The organism is Paenibacillus sp. J5, assembly GCF_054955055.1.
Map to the genome: position 1 here is coordinate 185,522 of NZ_JBUEDD010000012.1, position 19,429 is coordinate 204,950.

14 protein-coding genes are annotated in these 19,429 nt (G+C 58.0%); all 14 read left to right on the forward strand.

Features of this window, described 5'->3' with window-relative positions; all coding sequences use genetic code 11:
- The first annotated feature begins 31 nt into the window (after positions 1 to 31).
- Positions 32 to 982: an aromatic acid exporter family protein gene (locus tag ACY1JZ_RS21260; RefSeq protein ID WP_462630848.1), complete on the forward strand. Its 951-nt coding sequence runs from the start codon at positions 32 to 34 to the stop codon at positions 980 to 982.
- Between the two features lie 205 nt (positions 983 to 1,187).
- Entirely contained in the window at positions 1,188 to 1,751 is a 564-nt protein-coding gene (locus tag ACY1JZ_RS21265; protein ID WP_270171403.1) for an outer spore coat protein CotE, read from the forward strand.
- A 183-nt stretch (positions 1,752 to 1,934) separates the two neighbouring features.
- Positions 1,935 to 3,620 (forward strand): putative amidoligase domain-containing protein, encoded by a 1,686-nt coding sequence (locus tag ACY1JZ_RS21270; protein ID WP_462630849.1) that lies wholly within the window; start codon positions 1,935 to 1,937, stop codon positions 3,618 to 3,620.
- Between the two features lie 138 nt (positions 3,621 to 3,758).
- Positions 3,759 to 6,698, forward strand: a complete 2,940-nt coding sequence (mutS, locus tag ACY1JZ_RS21275) for a DNA mismatch repair protein MutS (protein WP_462630850.1) — start codon at positions 3,759 to 3,761, stop codon at positions 6,696 to 6,698.
- A gap of 24 nt (positions 6,699 to 6,722) precedes the next feature.
- Entirely contained in the window at positions 6,723 to 8,945 is a 2,223-nt protein-coding gene (gene mutL / locus ACY1JZ_RS21280) for a DNA mismatch repair endonuclease MutL (RefSeq protein ID WP_462630851.1), read from the forward strand.
- Positions 8,945 to 9,718 carry a class I SAM-dependent methyltransferase gene (locus tag ACY1JZ_RS21285; protein WP_270171397.1) on the forward strand — a complete coding sequence of 258 codons (774 nt, stop codon included), beginning with the start codon at positions 8,945 to 8,947 and terminating at the stop codon, positions 9,716 to 9,718. Before mutL ends, ACY1JZ_RS21285 begins: the two co-directional genes overlap by 1 nt.
- 14 nt (positions 9,719 to 9,732) lie before the next feature.
- Positions 9,733 to 10,710, forward strand: a complete 978-nt coding sequence (gene miaA, locus ACY1JZ_RS21290; protein ID WP_462630871.1) for a tRNA (adenosine(37)-N6)-dimethylallyltransferase MiaA — start codon at positions 9,733 to 9,735, stop codon at positions 10,708 to 10,710.
- Positions 10,711 to 10,726: 16 nt separating this feature from the next.
- Positions 10,727 to 10,966: an RNA chaperone Hfq gene (gene hfq / locus ACY1JZ_RS21295; protein WP_270171395.1), complete on the forward strand. Its 240-nt coding sequence runs from the start codon at positions 10,727 to 10,729 to the stop codon at positions 10,964 to 10,966.
- A gap of 231 nt (positions 10,967 to 11,197) precedes the next feature.
- Positions 11,198 to 13,792, forward strand: coding sequence for a transglycosylase domain-containing protein (locus ACY1JZ_RS21300; protein ID WP_462630852.1), 2,595 nt, complete (start codon positions 11,198 to 11,200; stop codon positions 13,790 to 13,792).
- Positions 13,793 to 14,366: 574 nt separating this feature from the next.
- Positions 14,367 to 14,921, forward strand: a complete 555-nt coding sequence (locus ACY1JZ_RS21305; RefSeq protein WP_270171391.1) for a ribonuclease FAU-1 family protein — start codon at positions 14,367 to 14,369, stop codon at positions 14,919 to 14,921.
- Positions 14,918 to 15,583, forward strand: coding sequence for a YdcF family protein (locus ACY1JZ_RS21310; RefSeq protein ID WP_462630853.1), 666 nt, complete (start codon positions 14,918 to 14,920; stop codon positions 15,581 to 15,583). The genes ACY1JZ_RS21305 and ACY1JZ_RS21310 overlap by 4 nt, the downstream gene beginning before the upstream one ends.
- Before the next feature lie 243 nt (positions 15,584 to 15,826).
- Positions 15,827 to 16,819: an AAA family ATPase gene (locus ACY1JZ_RS21315; RefSeq protein ID WP_462630854.1), complete on the forward strand. Its 993-nt coding sequence runs from the start codon at positions 15,827 to 15,829 to the stop codon at positions 16,817 to 16,819.
- Positions 16,820 to 16,837: 18 nt separating this feature from the next.
- On the forward strand, positions 16,838 to 18,112 hold the full coding sequence (hflX, locus tag ACY1JZ_RS21320) for a GTPase HflX (RefSeq protein ID WP_462630855.1): 1,275 nt from the start codon (positions 16,838 to 16,840) through the stop codon (positions 18,110 to 18,112).
- Positions 18,113 to 18,131: 19 nt separating this feature from the next.
- Positions 18,132 to 19,418, forward strand: a complete 1,287-nt coding sequence (locus ACY1JZ_RS21325; RefSeq protein WP_462630856.1) for a methionine gamma-lyase family protein — start codon at positions 18,132 to 18,134, stop codon at positions 19,416 to 19,418.
- The last annotated feature ends 11 nt before the right edge of the window (positions 19,419 to 19,429 follow it).

Below are 19,429 nucleotides of genomic sequence, written 5' to 3' on the forward strand. Positions count from 1 at the left end.
ACCCTATGGCGACGACTGAGAGGATTATGGTATGGGAATGCGCATTATTAAGACAGCAGCGGCAGCGCTCGCCGCGATCTATACTGCATTATATTTGGGGCTGACGCCGGCATTATCGGCAGGCCTGATCGCAATCCTGGCTGTAGAGGTCACCCGGATGAGAGGCATACGCATCGCTGCCATCCGCCTGGTCGCTTCGATGCTGGGATTGTTTTTTGCTTCTATTATATTCTTGCTCTGCGGCTTCAAGATTTGGGCGTTGTCGCTATTTGTGCTTACGGCCTTTCCGATCTTGTCCCGACTGAGCCTGAAGGATGGGATCGTGACGAGCGCTGTAGTCGTCTTCCATATGTTCGAGCGTCAGGAGGTAAGCTGGGGGCTGATTGGCAATGAGTTTATGCTGCTGGTAACCGGCCTTGGCTGGGCGCTGGTAATGAATCTGCTGTATATGCCCAGCGAGGAGAAGTCGCTGCAGGAGGGGAAGCGGCGGCTGGAGCAACTGTTCAGCGCGATCTTCACCGAGATGTCCCGCTCCCTGCGCAACCCTGCGCATCTGTGGAACGGCGAGGAGCTGCTGCATGCTCATGATGCCATTGAGCGCGGGGCGGCCAAAGCAGACAACTACCGGGAGAACCGGCTGATCGGGTATGAGAAATATTGGCGCACCTACTATGCGATGCGCAGAGAGCAGCTTGATTCGATCTCTCAGATGCTGCCGCTGCTGGCGCTTGCCTATGAGAAGGTGCCCCAGGGCGAGCTGCTCGCAGAGGTATTCGATTCGCTGGCGCTTGAGGTGATGTCTGATGTATACGAGGGCAGAGTTGAGCGGGAGCTGGAGGAGCTGGAGGAGGTATTCCGCTTGATGCCGCTGCCTGCGACGCGCGAGGAATTCGAGATTCGATCGGCGCTGCTGCTGCTGTGTCGGGAGCTGGAGCGCTTCCTATCCATCGCCAGACGCCTGAAGCGAAAGAAGATAGCTTAAGCAGATATAGGGCGATCAGGCTGCCCGTGCTGGGGACATCTGCTTCGTTGCAGTGCGGGGAAACGGGCGGATGGAAGGCAGTCATCTACCTGGACAGTCCAAAAACATTTAAAAGAGTTGACATTTCTGCGGTACAGATGTATCAACATTTGCCTATGTCCTGCATACACTTTAATTGAATGATTGTATGGAGGAGGTTAATGCAATGACAATTGCAGATAAACAGCTACAAGCCAGAGAGATAATCACGAAAGCTGTCTGCGGCAAAGGTCGTAAGTTTTCGACAGTAACGCATACCGTCACACCGCCTCACAACCCGACTAGCATATTAGGTGCTTGGATCATAAACCACCAATATGAAGCGGTGAAGGCCGGCGACGGAATCGAGGTGATCGGTACTTACGATATTAACTGCTGGTATTCCTATGACAAAAACTCGCAAACTGATGTGGCCAAAGAGACGGTATCCTATGTAGAAAGCGTTCCGCTCTCTTATCTCGATCCGAAGCATAGAGCCTCTACCGAGGAGGTAGCTGCCGAGGCGACACAGGAGCCCAATTGCATCGAGGCCACCATATCGTCGAGCGGAACGTCTGTGGTCATCCGCGTAGAACGGGAATTCTCCGTGGAGATGATCGCCGAGACCAAGGTGTTCGTCGCGGTTCTGCCAGGAGGCGACGACCTGGACGGCAAAGATTTTGAGTATGGTCTGGAAGGCGACGGCGATTTCGAGGATCTGGACCCCGAGCTGCTTGATGATGAATTGTAATTAGGAAATTCCTTCCTGTACGTTTAGTATAATCTATGCAAGGACCGCAGCAGCGGTCGAGGGCGATAGCCCTCTTTTTTTAATATATACGAATTAATTTATACGTGCTGTTCGCCTTATAGGTACTTCGATATCTACGCGAAACGAAGCTTAGCCGTCAAGGACGGCGACAGCCGTTAACGCATGTCATCAAATCACGCGCTGCGCTACAAGGGCAGCTCGCCATCCCGCGGCAGGCGAGGGGTTGAGGTCAGGCGCGCAGCGATGATCCGGGCGGGAGAGGAAGCGATGAGCGGTGGAGTATGGATCTGGAGAGGGAACAAGCAGCGACCAGGGAAGGAAGCAGCCGCGGGCAGGCAGACTGCTCCTGTAGATGGCCTGTCAGAGCTGCAGGAGCTGGAGCCAGAGACCGAGCAAGCGGCTGTCTTGCTGTGGCCATGCGCAGTCATGAGGTCAAACCGTCTACAGCATGCCAGTGGAGCGGCTCTGCTTCAACGGGAACAGGGCACCTTAGCCAGCGGCCAGCCGCTGCTGGAGCGGGCGAAGCTGCCAGACGGGGCATGGCTTCTGAACGCAGGAGCCGCCCGAATCGCAGAGTTGGATGAGCCCGCGTTGGCAACGCGCCTCAGAGCTGCCGGGATCGGCTGGAGAGCGCTGCAAGAGAAGGAGCCTGCCACTGAATCAGTCAGAGCAGGCTGCCGTTTCTACCGAGTTGCAGTCTTTCATCTGGAGATTGTGCAGATGGAGAGGATCGGTGTGCCGCTCCTGGGTGGCGGCTACAGTGCTGATACTGCGAGCTGGCGGCCTGCGGGTCTGTCCGCCGCGGGAGCAGGGTACGGGCGGCGTGCAGAGGTGCGGGCGGGGCTGGATGAGACGGACCCGCTCTATCGGCGAGTGGCGCGCATGGCGATGCGCGCTCTGTATGCGCTCTGCCTCGACTTCGGTGAAGTGATCGTGGCGCTGGATGATGATGGCCGCACGAGCGTAAGCGCGGTGAAGCTGCCGCCGCATGGCTCCAGCGTCTGGCAGGAGGCCGCGGCGCGTTTTGCGCTGACGTATCCCGCGGAGGAGGCCGCTCGCGGCAGCGTGCTGCTGGGCGCCGACCCCGAGTTTGCGCTGCTACGCCCAGACGGAAGGCTGGCATCGGCGGCGCGTTATTTGCCGCCGCATGGCCCTGTCGGCTGCGACGCTGTGCCTGTCGGGCGGCGGCTGCGCTACCCGGTCGCCGAGCTGCGGCCAGCTCCGGCAGCCGACCCCGCTGCGCTGGCGTCCGCGCTGCGCTCGCTGCTGCAGCAGGCTTCGCAGCGCATCGGCGCGAGCGGGCTGCGCTGGCTGGCAGGCGGCATGCCGGTGCCGGGCCTGGCGCTGGGCGGCCACCTCCACCTGAGCGGCGTGCCGCTGACGAGCCGCCTGCTGCGGACGCTCGATAGCTGCGTGGCGCTGCCGCTGGCGCTGGTGGAGGGGGCGGGCGCCCGCACTCGCCGCCCGCGCTATGGCTGGCTCGGCGATTTCCGTCGCCAGCCCCATGGCGGCTTCGAGTACCGCACGCCGCCAAGCTGGCTCGTATCGCCTGCGGCCGCCCGCGCCGCCTTCGCGCTCGCCTTGCTCGCTGCTGTCGAGGAGCGGACGCTTGCCGCCACGCCGCATGTGCTGCCCGCCTGTGATGAAGCGCTGGTGGCGGCCTATTATGCGGGCGACAGGCAGACGCTGCTGCGCGGCCTGGAGCCATTCTTCGCCCGGCTGGCGTTGACGCCGAGCTATGCGCGGCTGGCTCGTTGGATCGAGCCGCTGCTGGAGGCGGCGAGGCGAGGCGACGTGTGGGATGAGGGGCGGGATATTCGGCTGAAGTGGCGGATTCCTGTGCGCTAATACGTCTTACGGGGTGGCGTGTCGCCGCGTTAGCCCTCCATTGCCTCCTGAGCAATAATTCTGATATTCTGATATAATGAAATACTCAGAATAAATGAATGGCTGCGTGAGCTTAATGATAGAGGCAGGAGGTTGTGTATGTCAGGCTATACTCCGATGATCCAGCAATATTTGTCAATTAAGGAGCAGGCGCAGGATGCGTTTCTGTTTTTTAGGCTGGGCGATTTTTACGAGATGTTTTTTGACGATGCGGTGCTAGCTTCACGAGTGCTGGAGATTACGCTGACCGGGCGGGATGGCGGGGGGAAGGAGCGCATCCCGATGTGCGGCGTGCCCTACCATTCGGCAGAAGGATACATATCCAGACTTATCGAGAAGGGCTATAAGGTAGCGATCTGCGAGCAGGTCGAGGACCCGGCGGCGGCCAAGGGTGTGGTGCGGCGGGAGATCGTCCGGGTCATTACACCGGGCACGGTGATGGAGACGAAGTCGCTGGAGGGCAAGGCGAACAACTTTATTGCGGGCGTCGCGGCAGAGGGCGGCTCGTATGCGCTCGCGGTATGCGATCTATCCACAGGCGAGCTGTATGCTACTTCCTTCCCTGCCTCCGTGCAGATGCTTGCTGACGAGCTGAACGTATATCATCCTGCCGAGGTTGTAGGCGAGGCTGCGCTGCTGGAGGCGCTTCAGGAGCTCGCCCAGGGATGGGAGCGTCCGCTGCTGCTGACAGAGCGGGAGCCGATGGATCAGGCGCTGCTCGAAGGCAAATACGGGCAAGAGCAGCTATCCAAGCTTGCTCCTGCCCGCGTCCGCGCGGTGAGTGTGCTTACCGGCTACCTGAACGAGACGCAAAAACGGTCGCTTGGCCATGTGTCTGTCATTCGGGGATATGAGCCCAATCAGTATATGGTGCTGGACCCGTTCACACGTCGCAATCTGGAGCTGACGGAGACCGTTCATGAACGGCGGAAGAAGGGCTCGCTGCTGTGGCTGCTTGACCGAACCGAGACCGCGATGGGGGCGCGCTTGCTGCGCCGCTGGATCGATAAGCCGCTGCTGAGCCAGCATTCGATCGAGGAGCGGCTGGAGGCTGTGGACAAGCTCTATCATGATTTCATGCTGCGCGAGGAGCTGCGCGGCGATCTGAAGGAAATCTACGATCTGGAGCGTCTGGTTGGACGGGTAGCGTTCGGCAGCGCCAACGCCCGCGACCTGAACGCGCTCAAGCTGTCGCTGCAACGGGTGCCAGGAATTGCGGAGCGCTGTCAGGGCTCGGCATCGGGCACCCTGTCCGCGCTCGTAACGGGCCTGGACGATTGCGCCGACCTGGCTGCGATGATCGAGACCGTGCTGGTGGAAGACCCGCCGGTGTCGGTGCGCGAGGGCGGTCTGATACGCCAGGGCTATGACGACTACCTGGATCAGCTACGCGAGGCGAGCACCGGCGGCAAGCGGTGGCTGGCCGAGCTGGAGAAGCGGGAGCGTGAGGCGACCGGCATACGGACGCTGAAGATCGGGTACAACAAGGTGTTTGGCTACTATCTGGAGGTAACGAAGGCGAATCTGTCCCAACTGCCTGAGGGACGCTACGAGCGCAAGCAGACGCTTGCCAATGCCGAGCGGTTCGTGACGCCGGAGCTGAAGGAGAAGGAGCGGCTTATTCTGGAGGCCGAGGAGAAGATGGTTGACCTGGAGTACGAGCGGTTCGCTGAGCTGCGCGACCATCTGGCCAGTCACCTGAGCCGACTGCAGCGTTTGGCCGAGGTGATCGCCGCGATCGACGTCTATCAGTCGCTGGCGGCAATCAGCGCGGAGCAGCGGTTCTGCCGACCTGTCATCAGCAGCGGCTACGGACTTCAGATCGAAGGCGGTCGTCATCCGGTCGTGGAGGCGGTCATGGGCAGCACGCCGTTCATCGCCAACGACACTTCACTTGGCGATGAACAACCGATGCTGCTCATCACTGGGCCGAATATGGCGGGCAAGAGCACCTACATGCGTCAGGTGGCGCTCATCTGCATCATGGCGCAGATCGGCTGCTTCGTGCCTGCAGACGCGGCGACCATCCCGCTCACAGACCGGATCTTCACCCGCATCGGAGCGGCGGATGATCTGATTGGCGGGCAGAGTACGTTCATGGTCGAGATGAAGGACATCCAGATCATGACCGAGCAGGCGACCCGGCATAGTCTGGTTATTATTGACGAGCTGGGTCGCGGCACCTCGACTGGCGAAGGGATGGCGATCGCTCAAGCGGTCATCGAGTTCGTCCATCATCAGATCGGCTGCAAGGCGCTCGTATCGACACATTTCCACGAGCTGGCTCATCTGGAGGATTCGCTGCCTGGACTATCCAATGCGTGCATGGCTGTGCAGGAGAGCGCCGATCAGGTCACGTTTCTGCGGAAGCTGGTGCCAGGCGCCGCCAGCACAAGCTACGGCATCTACTGCGCACAGCTTGCGGGACTGCCTGGCATCATCATCGACCGCGCCTATGCGCTGCTCCATAGCGGGGAGCAGCATGGCGGAGGGCTAGCGCAGAGAGGCGGGTCTGTCCCGTCTGTCAACGCTGCTCAGTACGTGGCGACCACGCCAGCCGACGTTGCTTCAGGCGCGGGTATGTCTAATGCGGCGGTGGATGTTGCTCGCAGAGGCGAGCCATGGGCTGCGGCTGCGCACACGGGGCTAGCCGCCGCGCCTTCCGGCGGGATGAAGCCTGGCGAGGGAGCGGGTAACGCGACAGCGGCTTCTAACGCTGCTTCTGGCGATGAATCGTCCACAGCGGGGGCGGATAGCGGTGGCGCAGCCAGCATGGCTGTTGCCCCTGACACAGCTATCAGGGAATCGGCAGCGCATCAGTCGTTATCCCCGCTGTACGCGGCAGAGGTCGCCGCGGCGGGTGAGGTGGTGCAACTGTCGCTGTTCGCCGCGACGGAGCCGTCCGCTGCCGACAAGCCGCGCAAGCCGACCAAGTCGGATAAGGTGGCGGAGGAGCTGCGAAAGCTCGATCTGTTCAATATGACGCCGCTGCAGGCGATGCAGTGGATTAGCGAAATGAAGCAAAAGCTCGCTGAGTAAGGGAAGGAAAGGAGTTGTGCTGCCGTGGCGAAAATACATGTGCTGGATGAGCAACTGGCCAACCAGATCGCCGCTGGCGAAGTGGTGGAGCGACCCTCCTCCGTCGTCAAGGAGCTGGTGGAGAACGCAGTTGACGCAGGAAGCACCACGATCGATGTAGCGATCGAGGAGGGAGGGCTGACCTTCATCCGCGTTCGCGATAACGGTGCGGGGATTGAAGCGGACGATCTGGAGCTGGCATTTCTCCGCCATGCGACCAGCAAGCTGCTGGATAGCCGTGATCTGTTCCGAATTGCGAGCCTGGGCTTTCGCGGGGAGGCATTGCCAAGTATCGCAGCGGTGGCGAAGGTAGAATGTGTGACCGCGGCCGATGACAGCGGACTTGGCGTCAAGCTGCTGGTCGAGGGCGGCAAGGTGGTGAGCCGGGAGGCGGCCGCCTCGCGTCAGGGGACGGAGATGATCGTTCGCGATCTGTTCTATAATACGCCTGCACGGCTCAAGTATATGAAGTCGATTCAGACGGAGCTTGGTCATATCTCCGATTATATGTATCGTCTGGCAATGGCTCATCCTGGCATAGCGTTCACGCTCAAGCATAACGGAACTTCGCTGCTGCGCACGCTTGGCAATGGCGATCGGCTGCAGGTCATCGCTGCCGTCTACGGCACGACGATGGCGCGGGCGATGCTGCTGGTTGCAGGCGAGCACCCGGACTATACACTGCGTGGCTATGTATCCAAGCCCGAGCAGACCAGAGCGAACCGGAACGGGATGACGACGATCGTCAATGGTCGCTACATCCGCAGCTTCATCTTGAATCAATCGATTCTGCAGGCGTTTCATACGCTGCTGCCGATTAACCGTTTCCCGCTCACGGTGCTGGAGATTGGCATGCACCCATCGCTTGTCGATGTGAATGTCCATCCATCGAAGATGGAGGTGAGATTCAGCAAGGAGGTCGAGCTGAAGGAGTTTGTCCAGCAGTCCGTGCGCGAGGCGCTGTCAGGCTATGTCCATATTCCATCTGCAACTGTACAGACGGAGCGTGACAAGCCTGCCTACGTGCAGCAGCAGATTTCGTTCTTCCGGCCAGATGCCGATTCAGCGTCCACGAAGGAGCGCCAGAGAGGCTCCCTGGCATTTGGCGAATCCGGGCAAGGCGCGGGGCCTGCTATACCAGCCGGAGCGGCAGAGAAGCTGTACAAGCCTTCCCCGCTCCTGGCCGCGGGAGCGGAGCTGCGTGAACGCCCAGACGGAGCAGGCGGTTTGGACGGCAATACAGTAGCGAATGGCAGCAAGACGGTCAATCCGGGGCATGAGCCTGGCTTTGCGGCGGGGGGAGAGGTCTCGGCCGCTCGGCCCCCAGCATCAGCGGACGCCTGGATTGCTCAGACTGATTCGGCAACTGGCAGCATAGCGGCTACGACTGAGACTGCCAGGCTGGCGGATGACTGGCTCAGAGCGGACGGCACGCATGGGGGGCATCGGTTAGGCAGTAGTCAGCCGAACAGCAGCATGGAGCTGTCTCAGGACACAGCGGGAGCGCGTGCGGCGGGTGGCTCACAGGCCGTTGACTCGGCGAGGGGCAGCTCGCCTGGCACCGGCATGACAGGCACAGACAGGGCATCTGAGCCGGCACGCGCGTCCAACGCCAATGCGTCTGCGTTCCCGGAGCTGTCCTGGGTAGGGCAGCTTCACGGTACCTATCTCGTTGCGCAGAATGAATCCGGCATGTATCTGATCGATCAGCATGCGGCTCATGAGAGAATTCATTATGAGTATTATTATCATAAGTTTGGCCAGCCCGAGGAGGCTAGCCAGCAGTTGCTCGTGCCCCATACGCTGGAGTTCACGACCGTGGAGGCGGAGCAGCTTCGCGGGCGTCTGGAGCTGTTTGCACAGGCGGGGCTGGAGATCGAGCCCTTCGGTACGAATGCCTTTCTCGTCCGCTCGCATCCGCAATGGCTGCCCAAGGGAGACGAGCTCGAGGTCATCGAGGAGATCGCGGAGTGGATTTTGGCCGAGAAGCGTGCGGTTGACGTCGGCAAGCTGCGGGAGAAGTCGGCTATCCTCTGCTCCTGCAAGGCATCGATTAAGGCCAATCAGCGGCTGACCCGCGAGGAGGGCGAGGCGTTGATTACACGGCTTGCTGCTTGCAATCAGCCGTATACGTGTCCCCACGGAAGGCCGATTGTGGTGCACCTATCGACCTACCAACTGGAAAAAATGTTTAAGCGGGTGATGTAATGATTGTAACAACATCGGAAGCGCCGGTCAGCCAGACCGTGGAGCAGGCGAAGCGGCTCGCTGCCGAGCTGTCCGCGGTCTATGTGCATCGTGGGCAGCATTCGCTGCGGCGCATCGGCCGGCGCTTGGGCGAAGAACGGCTGCTGGTGGTGACGAGCCATAACCTGCGGTATTATGAGGGGGAGGAGCAGCCGCTCTATTTTCATCCTAGCATGGCGCTTATTCGCATCAAGCGGTTGATCAGCGGCGAGCATGATCCGATGCTGGTCGCCAGCCGCTGCGCTCCTGGAGATGAAGTGCTGGATTGCACGGCTGGCCTCGGTGCGGACTCGCTGGTCTTTTCCTTTGCTGTCGGGGCGCAGGGTCGTGTCACAGCGCTGGAGAGCGAGCCCGTATTGGCAGCACTTGTCCGCGACGGACTGCTTCGGTATGATACCGGGATCGCTGATGTCAATGAGGCGATGCGGCGTATCGAGCTGATCGCGGCCAACCATGCGGAGCGCCTTGCGTCCCTGCCGGACAACAGCTACGACATCGTATATTTTGATCCGATGTTCCGCCGGCCGATCCAGGAATCCAGCGCCCTGCAGCCGCTGCGTCAGCTCGCGAATCATAGTGAGCTATCCGCATCATCTGTTGCGGAAGCGGTGCGGGTGGCACGCAAGGCTGTGGTGCTCAAGGAGCACCGCTGGAGCGGAGAGTTTGCTCGTCTTGGCTTTGAGCAGGTGCAGGCCAGCACATCGAAAATTGCGTATGGAGTGATAGCAACGTGACTACAGAACAGCAGATGACGGACAAGCCCAGGCTGCTGGTGCTGGTCGGCCCGACAGCCGTCGGCAAGACCGCCTATAGCCTGGAGATTGCCAAAGCATGGAACGCCGAGATTATATCCGGCGACTCGATGCAGGTATATAGAGGGATGGATGTTGGCACAGCGAAGCTCCCGCTAGCGGAGCGGGAGGGCATCCCCCATCATTTAATTGATATTTGCGAGCCGGAGCACCCGTTCTCTGTGGCGGAGTTTCAGAGCCGCTGCCAGGAGCTGATACCGGAGATTCATGCGCGCGGCAAGCTGCCTTTCATTGTGGGTGGCACCGGGCTGTATGTCGAGTCGATCTGCTACAACTACCAATTCTCCGAGGTCGGCTCTGATGAGGACTACCGGGAGGAGCTGCAGCAGCTTGCACAGCAGCAGGGCAATGAGGAGCTGCACAGGCGGCTGTGCGCAGTCGATCCCGAGGCGGGCAAGCGGCTGCACCCCAATGATGTGCGGCGGGTCATCCGCGCGCTGGAGATTTATAAGCTCACCGGAGCAGTGATGGCCGACCAGTCCCGCAGGCAGGAGAAGACGTCGCCATACGAGCTGTGCGTCATTGGATTGAACACGGAGCGCAGCTACCTGTATGAGCGTGTCGATCAGCGTGTCGATCTCATGATGGAGCAGGGACTGCTTGCCGAGGTGGAGCGGCTGCTGGCGGCTGGCGTGCCAGAGACGGCCATTTCGATGCAGGGTCTTGGCTACAAGGAGCTGGTTCCGTATTTGCGGGGCGAGTATACGCTGGAGCAGGCGGTGTATCTGCTCAAGCGGGATACGCGCCATTTTGCCAAGCGCCAGTTGTCCTGGTTCAGACATATGCAGGATATTCAGTGGGTGGAGCTGGACAGGTTACAAAATTTTAATGACGCCCTGCAAATTATTCATGATATAATAGCAGGAAAGTTCAAGGAGCAGCGCGAATATAAATCTAATCAATCCTATCTATAATTGGGGGTAACGGTTAATGAACAAATCGATCAACATTCAAGATACATTTCTCAATCAACTGCGAAAAGATAGTGTCCCGGTTACCGTTTATTTGACCAACGGCTTCCAGATTCGCGGTGTCATCAGAGCATTCGACAACTTTACGATCGTCATTGACAGCGAAGGCCGCCAACAGATGGTTTACAAGCATGCGATCTCGACCTTTACCCCACAGCGCAATGTGTCGCTAATGCAGGATTCCGGCAGCAACGACTGACCTCGCAGCGACAAGTTTTGAAACTTTTTATCAGGGTAGCGCGTTTAAAAGAATAACGGACTGCAGAGCAACCGTTGATGCGCCAGCGAACAACCAACCGACATAGGAGGTCGGCTGTTCCCTGGGCGGCAGAGGGTTGTTCTTTTCATTCCGAGCATCGTTTGTTTAATTAACGTCATAGCAGTAGAGAAAGGCGCCGCTTCCGGGCGTCTAGAGGAAGGGAGTCGGCTCATGGCAGAACGTCAATCACCGCGGCGGCCAGCACCACAGAAAACCACGACGAAGAAGAAAAAAGGGAAACGCAAAGTGACCCCACGCCGAATCTTTATGGGGCTGTTCTTTACCGGAGCATTGTTTGTGCTGTGCGGCATTATCGGATATTTTCTCATCACGCTCAATGGCGAGAAAATATTGAAGGAGAACAAGGACGAGTTCAATTTCGCTGAAGCCTCGGTCGTTTACGACCGGGAAGGCAACCAGATTATGAAGCTGTTCACTAATGAAAATCGTGAGTATGTCACCTATTCGGAGATTCCGAAGCTGGTGGCTGACGCCTTCGTCTCTGTTGAGGACAAGCGTTTCCGCGAGCACTCGGGACTGGATTTCATCTCGATCGGCCGGGCGGTGGTGAAGGATATTATCGCACGCAGCGCTGTGGAGGGTGGCAGCACGATTACCCAGCAGCTCGCTAAAAATATGTTTCTTAACCATGACAAGACGATCTTGCGGAAGGCAACAGAGGCATCGATCGCCCTGGCGCTGGACCGGAATTTCTCCAAGGATGAAATTCTGGAGATGTATCTGAACCGCATCTTCTTCGGTCAGCGAGCCTATGGCATCAAGGCCGCGGCAGAGCTATACTTCGGCAAGCAGAACCTGAATGACCTGGAGGTGTGGGAGATCGCCACCCTGGCCGGCATTCCGAAGGCGCCGAGCTCATTCAACCCGCTGAGCAACCCGGAGAAATCGAAGGAGCGGCGCGCAGTTGTGCTGCAACTGATGTACGAGCAAGGGCTGATTACGCAAGCGCAGATGGTGGAGGCCAAGGACAAGGATTACGATCCTGAACAGGCGAAGCGGCCTAACAATACTGTGTTTATGGCCTTCGTGGATTATGCCATCAGCGAAGCGATGGAGAAGACCGGATTGTCGGAGGAGGAGCTGCGCCTGGGCGGTTACGAGATTCATACGACGCTCAACGCAAATGCGCAGACGATCATGGAAGAGCAGTTCAAGCTGGACGATAACTTCGAGAAGAGTATAGACGAGCAGAAGGTACAGGCGGCGATGATTATAGCCGATCACCGCAATGGCGAGATTCAGGCGATGGTTGGCGGACGCGATTACGAGAAGAACGGCTGGAACCGTGTTATTGTGCCGCGTCAGCCAGGCTCCTCCTTCAAGCCGATCACCTCCTACGGTCCTGCACTCCAGACCGGAGAGTGGTTCCCGTGGTCGACGCTGCGCGACGACAAGGAATGTTTTAATGGCTACTGTCCAAGCGACTCCAACCGTGTCAAATACATCGGTCCCGTGTCGATGAGCCAGGCGATCAAGGAATCCCGCAACCTGCCGGCAGTATGGCTGCTCAATCAGATCGGTGTCGCGACTGGCCTGGAATTTGCCAAGACGCTTGGCTTCGAGCTAAGCTCTCAGGATCGCAATCTGGCGATTGCGCTCGGCGGTTTAACTGAGGGTGTCACGCCGATGCAGATGGCGACCGCTTATAGCGTATTTGCTAACGGCGGCAAGTCGGTTGATCTGCATACGATCTCACTCATCAAGAATAAGAGCGGCGCTGTGAATTATGAATATAAGGCGCCCAAGACGAAGCAACTGATGACGCCAGAGGCAGCCTGGTATATGACCGAGATTCTTCAGGGCGTCACCCAGAAGGGCGGCACCGGGACGAAGGCGCAGATCAGTGGGCGCTCGGTCGCAGGCAAGACCGGTACGACACAGCACGGTATCCCTGGACTTCGTTCAAGCGCTAACCGTGATGTCTGGTTTGTCGGCTATACGCCGGAGTGGACCGGAGCGGTATGGATGGGTTATGACCGTACCGATAAGGATCATCTGCTCAAGCAGAGCAGCGGTCAGGCAGCAACGTTCTTTGCCAAGGTTATGGGCGAGGCGATGAAGGGACAACCCAAATCGAGCTTCAAGAAGCCGTCTGGTGTGAAGGAGCTGCAGCCGCCAAGCGCGGTGAATGGTCTGAGTGCAGTCTATGTACCGGAGCGCGGAGATGTCCAGCTCTCCTGGTCAGCGGTAGAGGGCGGAAGCATCACTTACCGCATCTATCGCAAGGAAGCGGCGGAGTCTGATTTCAAGCGAATACAGGATCAGGTGGATGCGATAGCTGCTGAGGACCTCAGTATTGAGGAAGGCAAGTCATACGAATATTATGTGACGGCCTACGATGCCAGTACGAAGCTGGAGAGCGCTGCATCTGCGCAGGCGACGGTGCTGATCCCGATCGAGGAGATTAAGGTGCCGGATGATCTGAACAATCCAGAGCTGCCGGGTGGCGTGCCTCCTGATGAACCGGGCGGCAGCGTACCAGGCGAAGGCATTCCGGAGGAACAGCCTGGAGGAGGCATACCGCCGACGGATGGAACAGATCCTGGAGCAGACCCTGGCTCCGGTACCCCGGAGGCTCCAGGGGCGGGAGAAGAGCTGCCGGGCTGGCTTAATTCCGGAGGGGATGGAGGCAGCGACGGAACTGAAAGTGAGAATGCAGGCAAAGGTAACCGGGGCCGCGGCCAAAATCAGGGACATAGCAATGATGTGCCAGAACAGCCAGCCGATGCGCTGAGTGCGCCATGAGCAATCCGGTTCGAATAAGCTGATACACATGGACAGTGGACAAAGAGCTGAATGCAGCTCTTTGTCCATTTGTTGTCTGCGCTTGATTATGAAGCTCTCCACTTACTTTACGCACCCTCTGTGGTCAACGGGTTAGCAGCGCTTAGTGCGACGGGGAATGCACCCATGCTGGAGGCGGGAAGCTCATATGGTTGCAGATGCAGATTGCTGAATACGGGACACAAACCATGACATGTGTCATTGATGTATGGTTTTTCCGGTAGAGAGGCTATTCTAATAGTTGTCACATCATAGCCACCAAAGGAGCAAATGAAGCTTGGTTTATTTTGGCGTTCGGCTGGAGATGGACGTTAAGTTGTGGTAAGCTTTTTGTAAATGATAAAACAGGCGGTTCAGAAGGGACCCCGCCATAAGCAAGTCAGGCAGGCTGTATTGCTCCTGACCTTGTTCACAGGCCGTGGCTCCCCCTGTCGTCTGGTCATGCGGCGATAGCCGTCTTACGCTTGACAGATTGACGACGGATTTGCTTCAATGGTAAACCTGTCGTATCCTACTTCGGAGGGGTACGTTCCGTATGAAAAGAAAATTTTCTGACCGGGCGAATTGGCGTCGTATTCTCCGGAAAAGTTACTCTTGCCTGTCTATGGACGGGGAGGAGTTTAGAGGCCTGGTTACTTTTTACCGAATCCATGAGCTGAGAGAGCCTCTATGGAAGGAGTATAACGGGCGCCGTCTCTGTCTGGCTGATCGCGGTTATTTGTGGATGCAGCACTTTCCCAAGGGAGAGCAGTTTGTAGTCACGACGATGTTTGATGATAAGGGCCGTGTCGTGCAATGGTATATCGATGTATGCAAAAATCAGGGGCTGACAGATCAGAAGGTGCCGTGGTTTGACGATCTGTACCTTGATGTTGTCGTATTGCCGAGCGGTGAGGTGTTTCTGATGGATGAGGATGAGCTGGAGGATGCGGTACGCTCTGGCGAAGTCACGCATAAGGATGCGAACATGGCGCGCAAGACAGCGGGCAAGCTGCTGTCCGCCATTCGCAACGGAAGATTCAGATATTTTACGCTTAGCTTGAAGCACCGCAAGACACTTGCCGACCGCATGGGGGGGCAGGGCTCATGAGTGAGCGTCTGTCCACTGGCCATGCGGTAAGCAGCCGCAGCCGGTTCAAGCGCAGCTTTCCCAGAAGGCTTGCGCTAGCCCTGGCGGCGCTCCTGCTGGTGGCCGCAGGGTGGGTCGGCTGGATGGCGTATACGGTGCTGAGCTTCGAGGATGTGCAGCCGCAGACGGTAACCGATACGGGGATTGTGCTTGGTGCGGCACTATGGAATGATCGTCCGAGCCCTGCGCTGCGCGAGCGGCTGAATCGCGCAGCCGAGCTCCTTCGGGAAGGGAAGTTCCGTACCATTATTGTATCTGGTGGACTCGATCCCGGCGCTTCGCTAACCGAAGCCGAGGGTATGCGTAATTATTTGCTGGAGCAGGGAATTGCGCCCGAGGCCGTGCTGCTGGAGGGGGAGTCGACGACAACCTACGAGAATCTGCTCTTTAGCAAGCGTGTCATGGAGCAGCATGGTCTGCATAGTGCAACGATCGTGACGCATGAATATCATGCTGCTCGTGCGCTGGATATAGCGGCTTATGTCGGCATTGATCCGCCGGCTGTATCCGGTGCGGCAACCGAGGTGCTGTCCCTTGCCTACCATCGTAGCCGTGAGATATTGGCGCTCTCGAAGTGGAAGCTGGACAAGCTGCTGATGGGCATGGGGCTGTCGCCGTTATAGGACGGTCATTAATCGCCATGCCTAGGTGCGAGAGTGCTGGTTGCTGCTGAGATTCAGAGGTGCTGCTTTTGCAATTATGCTAATAGGACAGGTTAAGCCTGAATACATTGGTAATGCGGCGAGAATATACGAGCATGGCTGCACCAGCGCGGGGCGCCGCTCGTAGGCGCGATACTGGCGGAGCCAATGAGACGCTCCGTGCGCCGCTACTTATGCCGACGTTGCAAAGGATGGGGATGCTCTATGAATCTGAATACAGCGAGCAGCAGCGTGCAAACTAACAACGCACGACCTTCAAGGCAGATCAATGTGGTACTGCGCAGCCATTCGCAAGCAGCGGCTGTCATCCAGACAGCAGAGGAAGCAGAGCCGGTCGCTGCTGGCTTGAAGGCTCATATCTCCAGCGATGCTTTTTCGGATATTCAGAAGGAGCTTGACCCGATGGTCGGGCTGGATAATGTGAAGACGCTCATCTATGAGATCTATGCGCTGCTTCAGGTCGGCAAGCTTCGCTCCGTTGCTGGCCTTAACGGCGGTTCGCATGTTTATCATATGATTTTCAAGGGGAACCCGGGAACGGGCAAGACGACGATTGCGCGTATTGTGGCAAAGCTGTTTCAGAAGATGGGTGTGCTCGCCAAGGGGCATCTCATCGAGGTGGAACGGGCAGATCTGGTAGGCGAATATATCGGGCATACCGCGCAGAAGACGAGGGACCTCGTCAAGAAGGCGCTGGGAGGCGTGCTGTTCGTCGATGAAGCCTATAGCCTTGCGCGCGGGGGCGAGAAGGATTTCGGCAAGGAAGCGATCGATACGCTCGTCAAGGCGATGGAGGATCACAAGAATCAGTTCGTCCTCATCCTGGCTGGTTATCCGCTGGAGATCGAGAACTTTCTGCTGACGAATCCGGGCCTGCCCTCGCGCTTTCCGATTCAGATCGAATTCCCGGATTACACGGTAGACCAGCTCATTCAGATTGCGGAGATGATGGCCAAGGAGCGGGATTATCATCTGCTGCCGCAAGCGCTATTCAAGCTGCGCGAGCATCTGATGCAGGAACGCGGTTCGATGCTGTATGCCTTCAGCAATGCCCGCTATGTACGTAATGTTATTGAACGTTCTATTCGTTTTCAGGCAGTAAGGCTGCTCGGGCAATACCAGACAGGGTCTCCGGGAAGGCAGGAGCTGATGGCGCTGCGTCCGGAGGATTTAAAGTGGGAAAATAAAGCGACCTAAGGAGACTTGATAGACACTATGCGTCCATCGACACATGAGACCGATAATGAGCTAAAGGATCGCGCCGTGCTGGTCAGTCTCGTCACGCAAGCGATCAAGCGCAGCGGGTTAAATGCAGAGCATTCTCTGCAGGAGCTGGTCAGTCTTGCGGAGACGGCCGGTGTAGAAGTGCTGACGACGATGACCCAAAATCTGGAGACGCCGGATACCAAGTTTTTTATCGGCAAGGGCAAGGTGGAGGAGCTGCGTGCGATAGCTGCTGAGCTGGGAGCTACGACCGCGATCTTCGACCAGGAATTATCCGGCGCACAGGTGCGGAACCTGGAGGAAGCGCTCGATCTGAAGATCATCGACCGTACCCAGTTGATTCTGGATATTTTTGCCCAGCGCGCGAAGACACGCGAAGGGATTATTCAGGTTGAGCTGGCCCAGCTTAGCTATCTGCTGCCCCGGTTGTCCGGGCATGGCAAAAATCTGTCGCGCCTGGGCGGCGGCATCGGTACGAGAGGGCCTGGCGAGACGAAGCTGGAGACAGATCGTCGCCATATCCGCGATCGCATCACTGATCTCAAGGCATTGCTGCATGAGGTAGTCAGACACAGGCAGCTTCACCGCGAGCGGCGGCGCAAAAGCGGTGTCACCCAGGTAGCGCTTGTCGGCTATACCAATGCCGGCAAGTCGACACTGCTGCGCGAGCTGACAGCAGCAGATGTCTATGTGGAGAATCAATTGTTTGCTACACTTGATCCGACCTCGCGTATCCTGGAGCTGCCTAGCGGTAAGGAGATTGTGTTAACCGATACGGTTGGCTTCATCCAGAACCTGCCGCATGATCTTGTCGCTGCATTTCGCGCGACGCTGGAGGAGGTCTGCGAGGCTGATCTGGTGCTGCATGTCGTGGACAGCTCGTCTCCGATGCGCGAGGAGCAGATGCAGGTTGTGCAGCGTATTCTGGGTGAGTTGAATGCGGCCGACAAGCCGCAGCTTACCGTATTTAACAAAAAGGATCTGTGTGAGCAGCGCATCGCAGGCGGCCCGGACTCCATCTGGATCAGCGCGTATTCGCAGCAGGATTTAGACGTGCTGCGCGAGCAGATTCAACTGCGCCTTGCAGGGGAGACGCAGCGTTTTGCGCTGCCGGCAGAACGTGGTGATCTGATTGCGCTGGCGTACCGCTGCGGGGAGGTCAAAGATCAGACGATCGAGGATGACAAGATGCTGCTCACGATCGAACTGAACAAGCAGGATTTCGAAGTGCATGGCTATAAGCTGCGCGAATATATGGAAACTTAAGAGGAGAATCAACGCCATCGTGGACAAGCATGAACAGACGAGCTGGGAGCGACTGGAGCAGTGGGCGGAGCGTGCCGAGCGGCACGCTGCCTCCAGACTGCAAGAGCGCGACCGGATTGCCGAACGGAATCATTGGAAGGTGATCCGGGCATTCCAAAAACATAAGGTAAGCGATTTTCATTTTGCCGGTTCTACCGGTTATGGGTACAATGACCGGGGCAGAGAGGTGCTGGATGACGTCTATGCCGACATCTTTGGTGCAGAAGCTGCGCTGGTCAGACCGCATTTTGCTTCGGGAACGCACACGATTAGCTGTGCGTTGTTTGGTGCGCTCCGCCCAGGGGATGAACTGATGTACATCACGGGCAAGCCGTATGATACGCTTCATAAGGTCATTGGCCATGAAGGCGACGGTACAGGGTCGCTGCGGGACTTCGGCATCGGCTACAAGGAGATTCCGCTGCTAGCCAGCGGGGAGGTCGATTGGGAGCAGGTGGAGCAGGCGCTGACAAGCCGCACGAAGGTGATCGGTATCCAGCGCTCGCGCGGCTACGAATGGCGAACGTCCTTCTCCGTCGCGGCAATTGGCCAGATGGTGAAGAAAATCAAGCAACTGAAACCGGACGCCATCGTCTTCGTCGATAACTGTTATGGCGAATTTACAGAGGAGCTGGAGCCAACCCAGGTCGGAGTGGATCTGATGGCTGGGTCGCTGATCAAAAATCCGGGCGGCGGGCTTGCCAGTACAGGCGGTTATATCTGCGGACGGGAGGAGCTGGTGCGCAAGGCGTCCTACCGTCTGACTGCGCCTGGCATAGGTGGAGAGGTCGGGGCGATGCTGGATACGCTCAGAGCTACCTATCAGGGACTGTTCCTGGCGCCTCATCTGGTGGGACAAGCGCTCAAGGGCTCTGTGTTTACTGCTGCGTTATTGGAGTTGCTAGGCTTCGAGACGAATCCCGCATGGGATGCAGAACGGACTGACCTTATTCAAGCGATACGATTTGGGCGGGAGGATGCGTTGATCGCCTTCGTACAGGGCATCCAGCGAGCCGCCGCGGTGGACGCACATGTCGTTCCTGAGCCATGGGATATGCCGGGCTACGAATACCCGGTCATCATGGCTGCGGGAACGTTCATTCAGGGCGGGAGCCTGGAGCTGTCGGCGGACGCTCCAATTCGTGAGCCATATATTGCCTATATGCAAGGCGGACTTACGTACAGCCATGTAAAATTTGGGGTATTGACTGCACTTGAAGACATGGAAAAACGTGGAATATTTGTGATCAAACCTAACATGACTTGACATGTTTTTGG